General features: G+C 63.6%; 13 protein-coding genes. 8 read left to right on the forward strand and 5 right to left on the reverse strand.

Annotation, left to right across the window (positions count from 1 at the left end):
- Positions 1 to 14 precede the first annotated feature (14 nt).
- From FJW05_RS00385 to FJW05_RS00395, 3 genes are all read left to right on the forward strand, one after another.
- Positions 15 to 1928 (forward strand): potassium transporter Kup, encoded by a 1914-nt coding sequence (locus FJW05_RS00385; RefSeq protein ID WP_140626919.1) that lies wholly within the window; start codon positions 15 to 17, stop codon positions 1926 to 1928.
- Positions 1929 to 2076: 148 nt separating this feature from the next.
- Positions 2077 to 3993 carry a potassium transporter Kup gene (locus FJW05_RS00390; protein ID WP_140626921.1) on the forward strand — a complete coding sequence of 639 codons (1917 nt, stop codon included), beginning with the start codon at positions 2077 to 2079 and terminating at the stop codon, positions 3991 to 3993.
- Between the two features lie 81 nt (positions 3994 to 4074).
- A complete protein-coding gene (locus FJW05_RS00395) occupies positions 4075 to 5115 on the forward strand; it encodes an aldehyde reductase (RefSeq protein WP_140626923.1) in 1041 nt (346 codons plus the stop codon).
- A 39-nt stretch (positions 5116 to 5154) separates the two neighbouring features.
- Here FJW05_RS00395 and FJW05_RS00400 read toward each other — a convergent pair whose 3' ends face one another.
- Entirely contained in the window at positions 5155 to 6048 is an 894-nt protein-coding gene (locus FJW05_RS00400; RefSeq protein ID WP_140626925.1) for an SDR family oxidoreductase, read from the reverse strand.
- Between the two features lie 272 nt (positions 6049 to 6320).
- On the opposite strand from FJW05_RS00400, the gene FJW05_RS00405 reads away from it, so the two are divergent.
- Both FJW05_RS00405 and FJW05_RS00410 read left to right on the forward strand, forming a co-directional pair.
- Entirely contained in the window at positions 6321 to 6725 is a 405-nt protein-coding gene (locus FJW05_RS00405; protein ID WP_140626926.1) for a helix-turn-helix domain-containing protein, read from the forward strand.
- A gap of 89 nt (positions 6726 to 6814) precedes the next feature.
- Positions 6815 to 8044 (forward strand): NAD(P)/FAD-dependent oxidoreductase, encoded by a 1230-nt coding sequence (locus FJW05_RS00410; RefSeq protein ID WP_181164813.1) that lies wholly within the window; start codon positions 6815 to 6817, stop codon positions 8042 to 8044.
- Here the strand turns inward: FJW05_RS00410 and FJW05_RS00415 are convergent.
- Together FJW05_RS00415 and FJW05_RS00420 are read right to left on the reverse strand one after the other, a co-directional pair.
- Positions 7998 to 8717: a glutathione S-transferase family protein gene (locus FJW05_RS00415; RefSeq protein WP_140626928.1), complete on the reverse strand. Its 720-nt coding sequence runs from the start codon at positions 8715 to 8717 to the stop codon at positions 7998 to 8000. The genes FJW05_RS00410 and FJW05_RS00415 overlap by 47 nt on opposite strands.
- Positions 8718 to 9023 carry a Rieske (2Fe-2S) protein gene (locus tag FJW05_RS00420; protein WP_140543146.1) on the reverse strand — a complete coding sequence of 102 codons (306 nt, stop codon included), beginning with the start codon at positions 9021 to 9023 and terminating at the stop codon, positions 8718 to 8720.
- Between the two features lie 96 nt (positions 9024 to 9119).
- Here FJW05_RS00420 and FJW05_RS00425 point away from each other — a divergent pair, with 96 nt between their 5' ends.
- A complete protein-coding gene (locus tag FJW05_RS00425) occupies positions 9120 to 9575 on the forward strand; it encodes a MarR family winged helix-turn-helix transcriptional regulator (protein WP_140543147.1) in 456 nt (151 codons plus the stop codon).
- Between the two features lie 21 nt (positions 9576 to 9596).
- Here the strand turns inward: FJW05_RS00425 and FJW05_RS00430 are convergent, their stop codons facing one another.
- Positions 9597 to 10028 (reverse strand): DUF1772 domain-containing protein, encoded by a 432-nt coding sequence (locus FJW05_RS00430; RefSeq protein WP_181164842.1) that lies wholly within the window; start codon positions 10026 to 10028, stop codon positions 9597 to 9599.
- A 121-nt stretch (positions 10029 to 10149) separates the two neighbouring features.
- On the opposite strand from FJW05_RS00430, the gene FJW05_RS00435 reads away from it, so the two are divergent.
- Both FJW05_RS00435 and ilvC read left to right on the forward strand, forming a co-directional pair.
- On the forward strand, positions 10150 to 10803 hold the full coding sequence (locus FJW05_RS00435; RefSeq protein WP_140626930.1) for a TetR/AcrR family transcriptional regulator: 654 nt from the start codon (positions 10150 to 10152) through the stop codon (positions 10801 to 10803).
- Between the two features lie 25 nt (positions 10804 to 10828).
- A complete protein-coding gene (gene ilvC / locus FJW05_RS00440; RefSeq protein ID WP_140626932.1) occupies positions 10829 to 11848 on the forward strand; it encodes a ketol-acid reductoisomerase in 1020 nt (339 codons plus the stop codon).
- Between the two features lie 281 nt (positions 11849 to 12129).
- Here ilvC and FJW05_RS00445 read toward each other — a convergent pair whose 3' ends face one another.
- Positions 12130 to 12414 carry a PilZ domain-containing protein gene (locus FJW05_RS00445; protein WP_140626934.1) on the reverse strand — a complete coding sequence of 95 codons (285 nt, stop codon included), beginning with the start codon at positions 12412 to 12414 and terminating at the stop codon, positions 12130 to 12132.
- Positions 12415 to 12549 lie beyond the last annotated feature (135 nt).

Here is a 12549-nt window from a genome sequence, read left to right on the forward strand (position 1 = left end):
ATGAAATGGGGTTCATGGTGCTAGCCAACGCCAGCGAGACGGAATCCCTCGAACGCTCGGGCCATGCCGAAACCGAGCGGCAGCACAGCACCAAGGTCCTCATGCTTGGCGCGCTGGGCGTCGTCTACGGCGATATCGGCACGAGCCCGATCTACGCCTTCCGCGAGGCGCTGCATGCCTCGTCGAGTTCGGTCGCCCGCTATGACGTGCTCGGCGTGCTGTCGCTGATCGTCTGGGCGCTCACCATCATCGTCACGATCAAATATGTCGCCTTCGTGCTCAGGGCCGACAACAAGGGCGAAGGCGGCACGCTGTCGCTGATGTCGCTGGCGCGCAGCGCCTATCCCCCGGGCTCGCGTTTCATCCTGGTGATCGGCCTTTGCGGCGCGGCATTGTTTTTCGGCGATTCTATCATCACGCCGGCGATCTCGGTGCTTTCGGCGGTTGAGGGCCTGAAAGTCATTACCCCGGCACTCGATGCCTATGTGGTCCCGATCACGTTGGTCATCCTGGCCGTGCTTTTCGCCGTGCAACGCTTCGGCACCGGCAAGGTGGCGGCGGTGTTCGGACCGGTGACGGCGACTTGGTTCGTGGCCATCGGCGCGGCCGGCATCTATCATATCATCGACGACCCGTCCGTTTTCCTGGCGATCAATCCCTATTACGCGATCTATTATCTCGCCACCACGCCGACAGGCGCCTTCGTCACCGTGGGCGCCGTGTTCCTGGCCGTCACTGGCGCTGAGGCGCTCTATGTCGACCTCGGCCATTTCGGCCGCAAGCCGATCGTGATGGCCTGGTTCGCAATCGTTTTCCCTTGCCTGCTCCTGAATTATTTCGGGCAGGGCGCCTTCGTGCTCTCGCATGGCGGCAAGCCCACCAACCCGTTCTTCCAGATGCTGCCCGAATGGGCGCTGATGCCGATGGTGGGCCTGGCGACCGCGGCCACCGTCATCGCCAGCCAGGCCGTCATTTCCGGCGCCTTCTCGCTGACAAGGCAGGCGGTGCAGCTCAATCTTCTGCCCCGTATCGAGGTGCAGCATACTTCCGAGATGCAGAGCGGCCAGATCTATATGCCGAGGGTGAATCTCCTGGTGGCGCTCGGCGTGATGCTTCTGGTCGTCGGTTTCGGCAGCTCGAGCGCGCTCGCCTCGGCCTACGGCATTTCGGTGACCGGCGAGATGCTGATGACGACGATCCTTTTGTTCGTGGTCATGCGCTGGCTCTGGAAATGGCAGGTTGCGGCCGCACTAGCGCTGGCATTGCTGTTCGGCGTCATCGATCTCGGCTTCTTCTCGGCCAACGTCGTCAAGATCGTCGAAGGGGGCTGGGTGTCGATCACCGTCGCCTGCCTCATGGGTCTGATCATGTGGACCTGGATCCGCGGAACCCGCTACCTCTTCGACAAGACGCGCCGCAACGAGATCCCGCTCGATTTCCTGGCGGGGAACCTGTTGAAGAAGAAGCCGCAGCTCGTCTCGGGCACCGCCGTGTTCCTGACCAGCGATCCGCTGAGCGCCCCCACAGCTTTGATGCACAGCCTGAAGCACTACAAGGTGCTGCATGAAAAGAACGTCATCCTGTCGGTGGTGACGGCGCCGCAGCCGGTCGTGCCGGACAGCGAACGCGTGAAGCTGGAGACGGTCAACGAGCTGTTCATGCGGGTGACGCTGACCTTCGGCTACATGGAGCAGCCCAACATTCCGCGCGCGCTGGCCATCTGCCGCAAGCAGGGCTGGAAGTTCGACATCATGACGACGTCGTTCTTCCTGTCGCGTCGCTCGCTTAAGGCCTCGCCCAATTCCGGCATGCCGGTCTGGCAGGACCGCCTATTCATCGGCCTTGCGCGGACGGCAGCGGATGCAACGGAGTATTTCCAGATTCCGACCGGACGCGTGGTCGAGATCGGCACGCAGGTCGCTATCTGACGAGGCCCGTTTCTGTCGGATGACGGTGCCAACGCGCTCCGTACGCAGTGAAGTCGTGCGTCGGCGGCATGGGAGCCCTCACGCTAGGGCACTTGATATTGCACTGCAGCAAGCGTAGAGCACCGCGCATTTTATCGGAGTGTCGTCCATGGCCCTTGCCAATGGTGCTGAGGCAGAACCCGTCGACCAATCGAGCCATCCAGAGATCGAACAGCACAGCACCAAGGTGCTGATGCTGGGGGCGCTCGGTGTCGTCTATGGCGATATCGGTACGAGCCCGATCTACGCCTTCCGCGAGGCGCTGCACGCCTCGTCGGGCGGCGACGTGGCCAACCGCGCCGACATTCTCGGCGTGCTGTCGCTGATCATCTGGTCGCTCACCATCACGGTCACGGTAAAATACATCATGTTCGTGCTGCGCGCCGACAACCGCGGCGAGGGCGGCGTGCTGTCGCTGATGGCGCTGGCGCGCGGCACTTTCCCGACACGCTCGGCGATCGTGCTCGGCATCGGCATCGTCGGCGCGTCGCTGTTCTTCGGCGATGCCGTCATCACGCCGGCCATCTCGGTGCTGTCGGCGGTCGAGGGCATGAACGTCGTCACCCCCGCCTTCCAGCCCTATGTGGTGCCGCTGACATTGCTCATTCTCGCCGCCGTGTTTGCCGTGCAGCGTTTCGGCACGGGCGGTGTCGGCCTGGTGTTCGGGCCGGTCACCGCCATATGGTTCCTTGCCATCGGCATATCCGGGCTGAAGCACATCATCTCGGACCCGGAAATCCTGTGGGCCATAAGCCCGCATTACATCGTGGCCTTCTTCATCAATTCGCCCGACGTGTCTTTCGTCACGGTCGGCGCCGTCTTCCTGGCCGTCACCGGCGCCGAGGCGCTCTATGCCGACCTCGGCCATTTCGGCCGCAAACCGATCGTGCTGGCCTGGCTTGCGATCGTGTTTCCCTGCCTGCTTTTGAACTATGCCGGGCAGGGCGCCTATGTGCTTGCCAAGGGGGGTACGGTCGGCCACCCGTTTTTCGAGATGAATGAGGGCTGGGCGCTCATCCCCATGGTGGTCCTTGCAACCGCGGCGACCGTGATTGCCAGCCAGGCCGTCATCTCCGGCGCCTATTCGCTGACCAGACAGGCGGTGCAGCTCAACATGCTGCCGCGGCTTGAAATCCTGCATACGTCGGAGAAGCAGTCCGGCCAGGTTTATATGCCGCGCGTCAATATGCTCCTGGCGCTGGTGGTGATGCTGCTGGTGGTTGGCTTCGGCGAATCCAGCAGGCTCGCCTCGGCCTACGGCATTTCCGTCACCGGCAACATGCTGGTGACGACGACGCTGCTGTTCATCATCATGACGCGCATCTGGAAATGGAACATCTGGCCGGCGATCGGCCTGACGGCGGTGTTCGCCCTGATCGACATTGGCTTCTTCGCTTCCAACGTCGTCAAGGTGTTCGAGGGCGGCTGGGCCTCGCTCGCGGTCGCCTTCGCCATCATCCTCGGCATGTGGACCTGGGTGCGCGGCAGCCGCTATCTGTTCGACAAGACGCGCCGCAACGAGATCCCGCTCGATTTCCTGGCGGCCAATCTTCTGAAGAAAAAACCGCAGCTGGTATCCGGTACAGCCGTGTTCCTGACCAGCGATCCGTTGAGCGCGCCGACGGCGCTGATGCACAGCCTGAAGCACTACAAGGTGCTGCACGAAAAGAACGTCATCCTTTCAGTGGTGACGGCGCCGCAGCCGGTCGTGCCCGACAGCGAGCGCGTGAAGCTGGAGACGGTCAACGAGCTGTTCATGCGGGTGACGCTGACTTTCGGCTACATGGAGCAGCCGAACATTCCGCGCGCCCTGGCCATCTGCCGCAAGCAGGGCTGGAAGTTCGACATCATGACGACGTCTTTCTTCCTGTCGCGTCGCTCGCTTAAGGCCTCGCCCAATTCCGGCATGCCGATCTGGCAGGATCGGCTGTTTATCGGCCTGGCGAAGACGGCGTCGGACGCGACCGAGTATTTCCAGATTCCCACCGGACGCGTGGTGGAGATTGGCACGCAGGTCGCGATCTGAGAAACTGCGCCGCACGGGGTAGCTCAGCGTCACGCAATTCCGATGGAAAGCTGCTGGAATTACTCTTGAGGGGAGGCGGGCATGAGCGGCGAATTGGTGCTTGTGACCGGCGGCTCCGGTTTCCTCGGCGCCCATTGCATCCTTGGGCTTTTGAACGCGGGCTACCGCGTGCGCACGAGCGTTCGCTCGGCCAAGCGCGAAGCCGATGTTCTCGCCATGTTGAAGGCCGGCGGCGCCGATCCGGGCGATGCGCTTTCCTTTGCCCATGCCGATCTCACGGGCGACAAAGGCTGGGCGGAAGCGGTCGGCGGATGCCGCTACGTCCTTCACGTCGCTTCGCCTTTTCCGCCCGGCGTGCCGAAGCACGAGGACGACCTGATCGTCCCGGCCAGGGAGGGGGCGTTGCGCGTGCTGCGGGCCGCGCGCGATGCCGGCGTCGAACGCGTCGTGCTCACCTCGTCCTTTGCCGCCATCGGCTATGGCCAGCTACCGATCGCCGGCCATCCGTTCACGGAAGAGAACTGGACCGACCTGTCGCAGAAGGTGAGCGCCTATGTGAAATCGAAGACGCTGGCCGAGCGGGCGGCGTGGGATTTCATCGCCGCGCAGGGCGGGTCGCTGGAGTTGGCGGTCGTCAATCCGGTCGGCATTTTCGGGCCGGTTCTGGGACCGGATCATTCGACGTCGACGGATTTCATCAGGCGCCTGATGGATGGCGAGATGCCCGGCCTGCCGCGCATGGTGTTCGGCGTGGTCGACGTGCGCGACGTCGCGGACCTGCATCTGCGCGCCATGACCAATCCCGCCGCCAGGGGCGAGCGGTTCCTGGCCATCAGCGGCGACTTCATGACGATGCTCGAGATCGCGCGGACGCTGAAAGCGCGACTGGGCGACGCAGGCTCGCGCATCACGACCAGGGTGTTGCCGGACTGGCTGGTCCGGATCGTCGGCCTGTTCGACGGGCAAGCGGCCCAGATCGTGACAGAACTGGGCAAACCGAGGAACGCCACGAGCGCCAAGGCCGTGCGCCTGCTCGGCTGGGCGCCGCGATCGCGCGAAGACGCGCTCGTCGCGACCGCTGAGAGCCTGATCCGGCTTGGATTGCTCAAGAAGTCGAAGTGAAGCGCGCCCGCGGGACGACTTCCCCAGGCGCGCCAGACTTCAACCGAGCAGGGCAGTCTTATTCGCTTCGAGGAACTGCCTCAGCGTCCGCGGCTTGCGGCCTGAGAGCTTCTCGACGGCATCGGTCACCTCGCCTATGCGGCCGGCGCGGGTGTTGGCATCGAAGGAGACGATGATGCGGGCGAAGTCCTCGGGAACGCCCGCCGCTTTCACCCCTTCGGTCAGCGCCTCGTCCGGCAACTGGATGACCTCCAGCGGCTTGCCGATGACTTCGCTCACCAGCGCGGCGATCTCGCTTGTCGTGTAGGCCTCCGGGCCGGTCAGCGTATGGATTTCGCTCTGCTTCGAGCCGGAAGCGAGGCCGGCAGCAATGGCCGCCGCCATGTCGTCGCGCGCGCCGTGAGCGACGCGGCCGTCGGCGGCAGAGCTGTACCACTTGCCCGACGCAATGGCGTGCGGCAGCGACATGAACAGGTTCTCCTGGTACCAGCCGTTGCGGAAGATGGTGTAGGGGATGCCGCTCGCCTTGATCGCCTCTTCGGTGCCGTAATGGTCGCCGGCAAACAGCACCGGCGAGCCGGGCTCCGGATTGGGCATCGAGGTGTAGAGCAGGTGCGAGACCTTGGCCGCCTTGGCCGCCGCCACCGCTGCCTGGTGCTGCTTCAGGCGCCGGTCGCTTTTCAGGTCGAGCTCGCCGGTCGAGATGACAAGCACCCGGTCGGCGCCCGTGAACGCTTCTTCCAGCGAAGCCCTATCGTCGAAGTCGGCGACTCTCACAGCGACGCCCCGCGCAGCCAGATCGGCGAGATTCTCCGGGTTGCGCGTGGTGGCGATGATATTGGCTGGCGCGACTTTCCGTTCGCCAAGCAGATGATTGATGACGGCGCGGCCAAGATGGCCGGAAGCACCGGTTACGAGAAGGGTTTCGGTCATCGGGTATCCCTTGAAAATGCCAATGGCGGGTCTGATTGATGGTCTCAAAAAGAGACCAGCGCTAAAATAGGAATTGACCGCAGGCCGTAAAGAAGGCAGTTTTTCGGGAGGTAGGCACTGCGAGGGAACCACCCCGGCCGGCCTAAAGCGCGTCGCGATCTTTCAGATTCGCTCCATGCGCTTTAGGTTTTTGATTTTTACGCATGTCTTTATCCTGAAACCGGTTCCCGTTTTCGGGAGACATGCTTTAGTTTCGATCAGCGGATGTCGCGATGGACAGCAAGATCTTCAATCTGAAAGCCAAGCTCGAGGTCTACAAGGCCATGACGAACGGCGCCAATTTCGCCGATTGTCCGGTCCGCGACGTGATCCAGGGCATCAGCGGCAAATGGAGCTCGCTGCTGGTGATGGCGCTGGCCGAGAAGCCCTATCGCTTTGGCGAGCTGCGCCGGTTGGTTCCCGACATTTCGCAGCGCATGCTGACGCAGACGCTCCATGATCTGCAGCGGGACGGATATGTGCACCGCGAAGTATTCCCGACCAAGCCGCCGAGTGTCGAATATAGCCTGACCGATCTTGGACGCTCGATGTTCCTGCCTCTGCAACAGCTCGTTCAATGGGCCGAACTCAATCATGACGCGGTGCGCGCCGCCCGCGCCGCCTTCGACGCTGCCTAGGGCTGATCTCTCGACACAAGCGTCAAAGCGCCCGATTGATCCGGAGCGTTCCAAGCGGGATTGTCCCCGCAAGGTCGGGTTGGGGTACGATGGGCAAGTCTTACGACATAGCGATTGCCGGTGCTGGTCCGGCCGGGCTGGCGGCAGCGCTTTACCTCAAGCGAGCCGGGCACAACGTCACCGTCTTCGAGCGCTTCGATGCGCCGAAGCCTGTCGGTTCCGGCCTCATCCTGCAGCCGACCGGGCTAACCGTTCTCGCCGATCTCGGCCTGCTCGACGAGATCCTTTCACTTGGCAGCCGTATCGAGCGGCTGCACGGCACTGATGCCGGCAGCGGGCGCACGGTGCTCGAAGTCCGCTATGACGCGCGGCGCGGCCGCCGCTTCGGCCTCGCCGTGCATCGGGCGGCGCTGTTCGGGGTGCTCTACCGCGCCGCCTTGCGCGAAGCGGTCGCCATCGAAACCAATGTCGAGGTCGAAACGCTGAAAGTCGGCGAGCGGGCGACGCTGGTCGGCGGCAATGGCAGCCGGCTCGGACCCTTCGACCTCATTGTCGATGCCAGCGGCGCGCGCTCAACACTGCGGCGCTATCTCGGCGATGCCGCCATGCCGCGGCCGCTCGCCTATGGGGCATTCTGGGCGTCGCTCGGCTGGCGGGGCGGCTTTGACAAGCGGGCGCTGCTGCAGCGCTATGACAAGGCGAGCGTCATGGTCGGCGTGCTGCCCATCGGCCGGCCGGAGCCCGGCGCGCAAGAGATGGCGGCCTTCTTCTGGAGCCTCAAGCCGGCCGATGCCGAACAGATAAAGGCGAAGGGCCTCGATGCCTGGAAAGCGAGGGTGGTCTCTGTGTGGCCAGAGTGCGAGGCTTTCACCAGCCAGATCGACAGTTTCGAGCAGCTCTCGCTCGCCCGTTATGGCCACCACACGATGACACTGCCGGCCGGCCGGCGGCTTGCCGTCATCGGCGACGCGGCGCATTCGACCAGCCCGCAGCTCGGGCAAGGCGCGAACATGGCGCTGCTCGACGCGGCGGCGCTCAGGCATGCGCTGGCGCAGGCGAAAGGTGTCGACGACGCGCTCGACACCTATGCGAAGGCAAGGCGCTGGCATGTGCGCGTATTCCAGGCGCTGTCGCGGTCGCTGACGCCATTCTACCAGTCGGACTCCGCGGCCCTTCCCTTTGTCCGCGACCATATGGTCGCGGCGTTAGCGAGAGTTCCGCCAGGGCCGCAATTCCTTGCGGCCATGGTCGCTGGTACAGTAATCGATCCGTTCAGGCGGATCGGGCTTGCGGAGTGGCGATGGCCTGCCGCCGGATGATCCCAGACAGATAAGATTGCTTTGCCAGAAGGAAGGCATGCAGCCGCCGTGGATAGTCCGGGCCGACGGCTTCGGTCACCGATTTCCGTTTGCTCAAGGCCGCGCGCCAGGCCTGGACGAGCGGCTTGCCGTCCAGAATGCCGAAATCGTCGATGCTGTCGAACGTGTCGAAATAGCGGAAGACCGGTCCGTAGACGGCATCGACCAGCGAGAAACGATCTCCGGCGAACCACGGACCGCTTTGCCTTGCCGCGAGTTCTGCTTCCACACGCGCGAACATCCCGGACAAGCCCCTGCTTTCATGGAGGAAAGCGGCTTCATCGGCAGCGGAATAGAAACGGCCGATGGCATTGAGGATCGCCGAGCCGAATTCGATCCAGGCGCGATGCCTGGCCCGCAGCAGCGGATCGGCAGGGTGCAAGGGATTGGCCTCCGTCTCCTCGAGAAATTCGAGGATAACGGCGGATTCGAAGATGATTTCCTGCGCGTCGCCATGCCGGACGCGCAGCAGCGGCACCTTGCCAAGCGGCGAGACCGCCTTGAACCAGCCGGGCTTGTTGGCAAGGTCGACATCGACCCGTTCGAACGGCACGCCTTTCTCGGCAAGCGAGATCGCGGCGCGCTGGACGTAGGGGCAGAGGTGATGGCTGACGAGAGTGAGCCTGGCGGTCATCTATTCCCCCCAGACGTAGTTCAGCGCGCCGTCTTCGACGCGGGTCGACAGGAACATCAGGCGGGAGCCCTTCGGCGCCGGGCCTTCCAGGTGTTCGCCGCTTGCGATGTCGAACTTCGCGCCATGCCATTGGCAGACAAATGAGCCGTCCTTGCATTCCAGCGGCCCGCCGAAATGCAGGCAGGCATTGGCCGCGGCGCGGATGCGCTCGCCGCTGCGCCAGACATGGACCTCGCGGCCGAAGAACGGCGCGATCAGGCTGCCGGTTTGCGGGATATCAGCGATCTTGCAGATTTCATGTTTCATCGGAGAACTCCATATCGATGCGTTTGCATCTATATGGATGCACTCGCATCGATCGTCAAGCTTGATGCATTTGCATCTATCCGCTAGGCTGCGCCGATGACGAAGAAATCCCCATCGCCCGAAGCCGTCGCCGCCTGGGCGCGCCTCATGCGCGTCTCGCGCCAACTGGTCGAAAAGACCGAGGACGCGCTGAAGGCCAGCGGGCTGCCGCCGCTAGGCTGGTATGACGTGCTGCACGAGCTGGCGGAAGCGGGCGAGGGAGGGCTGCGGCCGTTCGAGCTGATCGATCGCGTTCTGTTGGCGCAGTACGGCGTTTCAAGGCTGCTGGCCCGGCTGGAAGCGGATGGCCTCGTCGAAAAGCTCCCCGTTTCGGATGACGGCCGGGGCCAGACCGTGCGCATCACGCCAAGCGGTCGGGACATGCGCCGCCGCATCTGGGCCGTCTATGGCGCCTCGATCGCGGAACTGATGGGCGACAGGCTGTCAGCCAAAGAGCTGGAGATGCTTGCCGGGTTGCTCGGGCGGCTGCGCGATCCGCCTGTCACGGACTGAAATCCATGAGCCGACGAGCTTTCAGGGCAGGCGCAAGGCCCATAGAAATGCGATCGTCGCCAGCCCGCCCAGTGCGACACGGACCAGATGCATCTCGCCCCACCTGACGATCAATGACCTCGCCTGAGAATTGGCGGCCTCGGCATCCATCGCCTCCAGCATCCGGTTCGTCGGCATCATCACCAGCAGCGTCCATGGCCAAGGCAGAATGATGAACAGCGCACCGGCCAGATAGGCCGACGCGCCCGTCAGCCACCAAGCGATCAAGCCGAGAACGCAGGCGACCATGGCAATCGAGGCCTGCATGGCGGCGCCGCGCTTATAGGAGGGCTGCCATTCGCGCAGCAACGCCTGGTCATCGAGGCCAAGCCGCGCAGGCTGCTCCGCGACGCTGACATAGACAGCGGCACCGGTGAAAGCGGCGGCCACAGCCAGGGCGAGCAGACCGACCAGCATCGTATCCCTCCGGCAAGGAAATGGAAAATAGGGCTTGCATGACGTCCGGCAATACGGCATAGAACCGAACCGTAACGTACGGTACGCACCGGTCTTATTGACGTAGCCGAGGGCAAACGTGTTGCACAGCGTGCAGGATATCGACAACAGCGAGACGCTCACCGAGCGCCAGCAGGCCGTCCTGGATGCGGCGCTTCGCCTGCTGGTCGAGGAGGGCGACAACCTGACCATGACCGCGGTGGCGCGGCGGGCAAGCTGCTCCAAGGAAACGCTCTACAAATGGTTCGGCGACCGCGACGGGCTGCTGACGGCGACAGTGCAGTGGCAGGCGTCCAAAGTGCGCGTGGCGCCGGTCGATCGCAAAGGGCTCGACCTTGCTTCGTTGACCGCGAGCCTCGAACGCTTCGCATCCGACTGGCTCAAGGTGATTTCCAGCGACACCTCGATCGCGCTCAACCGTGTCGCGGTCAGCCATGCCGGCTCGGGCAAGGACGATCTCGGCGCCGTCGTGCTGCAGAACGGCCGCTTTGCCTTGGCGAAGCGCCTGAAGCCTGTGCTCGAAGCCGGACGCCTGGCAGGACTGCTCGATTTCGAGGACGCCGAGACGGCGTTCCGGACCTTTTTCGGCCTGGTCGGCCGCGACGTGCAGATACGTCTGCTGCTCGGTGATCGGGTGGAATTGACTGGGGCGACGATCGGCGGCGATGCCCGCCGCGCGACGCAACAGTTTCTCGCTCTTTTCGGAGCAAAAACCGGGCCGCAGGCCCTCTGATCTTCAAACGGGAAGGAAGACCACAATGCGTGTCTATTACGATCGTGATGCCGATCTCAATCTGATCAAGGGCAAGAAGGTCGCCATCATCGGCTATGGCAGCCAGGGCCGGGCGCACGCGCTCAACCTCAAGGATTCCGGCGTCAAGGAGATCGCCATCGGCCTGAAGGCCGGCTCGGCGACCGCCAAGAAGGTCGAGGCCGACGGGCTCAAGGTGATGACCGTGGCGGACGCTGCCAAATGGGCCGACCTGATGATGATGGCGACGCCCGACGAATTGCAGGCCGACATCTACAAAAACGAGATCGCGCCGAACATCCGCGACGGCGCCGCGATGGCCTTCGCGCACGGCCTCAACGTGCATTTCGGCCTGATCGAGCCGAAGGCCTCGGTCGACGTCGTCATGATCGCGCCGAAGGGCCCGGGCCACACGGTGCGCGGCGAATACCAGAAGGGCGGCGGCGTGCCGTGCCTGGTGGCCGTCAACCAGGACGCTTCGGGCAACGCGCTCGACCTCGCGCTCTCCTACGCCTGCGGCGTCGGCGGCGGCCGTTCGGGCATCATCGAGACCAATTTCCGCGAGGAATGCGAGACCGACCTGTTCGGCGAGCAGGTGGTGCTGTGCGGCGGCCTGGTCGAGCTGATCCGCGCTGGTTTCGAGACGTTGGTGGAAGCCGGCTACGCGCCGGAAATGGCCTATTTCGAGTGCCTGCATGAGGTGAAGCTGATCGTCGACCTGATCTATGAAGGCGGCATCGCCAACATGAACTACTCGATCTCGAACACCGCCGAATGGGGCGAATATGTCTCGGGTCCGCGCATCATCACCGCCGAGACCAAGGCCGAGATGAAGCGCATCCTGAAGGACATCCAGACCGGCAAGTTCACCTCGGAATGGATGCAGGAATATCGCGCCGGCCTGTCGCGCTTCAAGGGCATCCGCCGTGGCAACGACAGCCACCAGATCGAGGAAGTCGGCGCGAAGCTGCGCGCCATGATGCCGTGGATCGCCAAGAACAAGCTGGTCGACAAGGCGAAGAACTAAAGCGATCCACGTCTTTTTGCCTGCGCGTCCTCGGGCTTCGCCCTGCGGTCGCGCGGGTGATCGCCAAGAACAAGCTGGTCGACAAGGCGAAGAACTAAGGCGATCCACGTCTTTTTGCCTGCGCGTCCTCGTGCTTCGCCCTGCGGTCACGCGGGTGATCGCCGAGAACAAGCTGGTCGACAAGGCGAAGAACTGATCTTCGATTTCACCGTTGCATTCCATAGGCCGGCGGAGCGATCCGCCGGCCTTTCTTTGCCAAGCAAGCTGGTCGGGTCCGGGATTTAGCCGTAATGCCAATTCGGCTTGGGCTCGGTGCCGGTGAACTCGACGCCGATGCGGTCCTCGCGGCGCCAACGCACCACGGCCCTGTAGCCGATGCCGTCGACCGGCACATAGAGCAGAAATTCGTCCGGCACGCGCGCATCGATCGGCACTTTCAACTCTGCGCCGTTAGCATGCATGTTGCGCACCATGCATCTGACCTCGGAATTGTTGATGCCGGTCAGGATCGCCGCGCCTTTGAGCACGCGTTGCCTGTGTTGGTTTCTGTGTTCGTTTTCGGCCATGGCGTGCACGTCTCGCACCCCGTTCGCGCGAATCGTCATATTGGGGGACAACGGCGTGGATGAATAGCCGCCGCTGATGAATTTAGGGTTATCGGCCGATGGCGGACACAGGTTGCGGCAAATAAAACGGCGCCG

The organism is Mesorhizobium sp. B2-9-1 (genome assembly GCF_006439455.1).
Classification (GTDB): Bacteria; Pseudomonadota; Alphaproteobacteria; order Rhizobiales; family Rhizobiaceae; genus Mesorhizobium.

Coding starts and splice junctions, on each gene's coding strand:
- FJW05_RS00385 (WP_140626919.1), top strand. CDS start 15: ATGGTGCTAGCCAACGCCAGCGAGACGGAATCCCTCGAACGCTCGGGC.
- ilvC (WP_140626932.1), top strand. CDS start 10,829: ATGCGTGTCTATTACGATCGTGATGCCGATCTCAATCTGATCAAGGGC.
- FJW05_RS00390 (WP_140626921.1), top strand. CDS start 2,077: ATGGCCCTTGCCAATGGTGCTGAGGCAGAACCCGTCGACCAATCGAGC.
- FJW05_RS00410 (WP_181164813.1), top strand. CDS start 6,815: ATGGGCAAGTCTTACGACATAGCGATTGCCGGTGCTGGTCCGGCCGGG.
- FJW05_RS00420 (WP_140543146.1), bottom strand. CDS start 9,023: ATGAAACATGAAATCTGCAAGATCGCTGATATCCCGCAAACCGGCAGC.
- FJW05_RS00395 (WP_140626923.1), top strand. CDS start 4,075: ATGAGCGGCGAATTGGTGCTTGTGACCGGCGGCTCCGGTTTCCTCGGC.
- FJW05_RS00400 (WP_140626925.1), bottom strand. CDS start 6,048: ATGACCGAAACCCTTCTCGTAACCGGTGCTTCCGGCCATCTTGGCCGC.
- FJW05_RS00405 (WP_140626926.1), top strand. CDS start 6,321: ATGGACAGCAAGATCTTCAATCTGAAAGCCAAGCTCGAGGTCTACAAG.
- FJW05_RS00415 (WP_140626928.1), bottom strand. CDS start 8,717: ATGACCGCCAGGCTCACTCTCGTCAGCCATCACCTCTGCCCCTACGTC.
- FJW05_RS00445 (WP_140626934.1), bottom strand. CDS start 12,414: ATGGCCGAAAACGAACACAGAAACCAACACAGGCAACGCGTGCTCAAA.
- FJW05_RS00425 (WP_140543147.1), top strand. CDS start 9,120: ATGACGAAGAAATCCCCATCGCCCGAAGCCGTCGCCGCCTGGGCGCGC.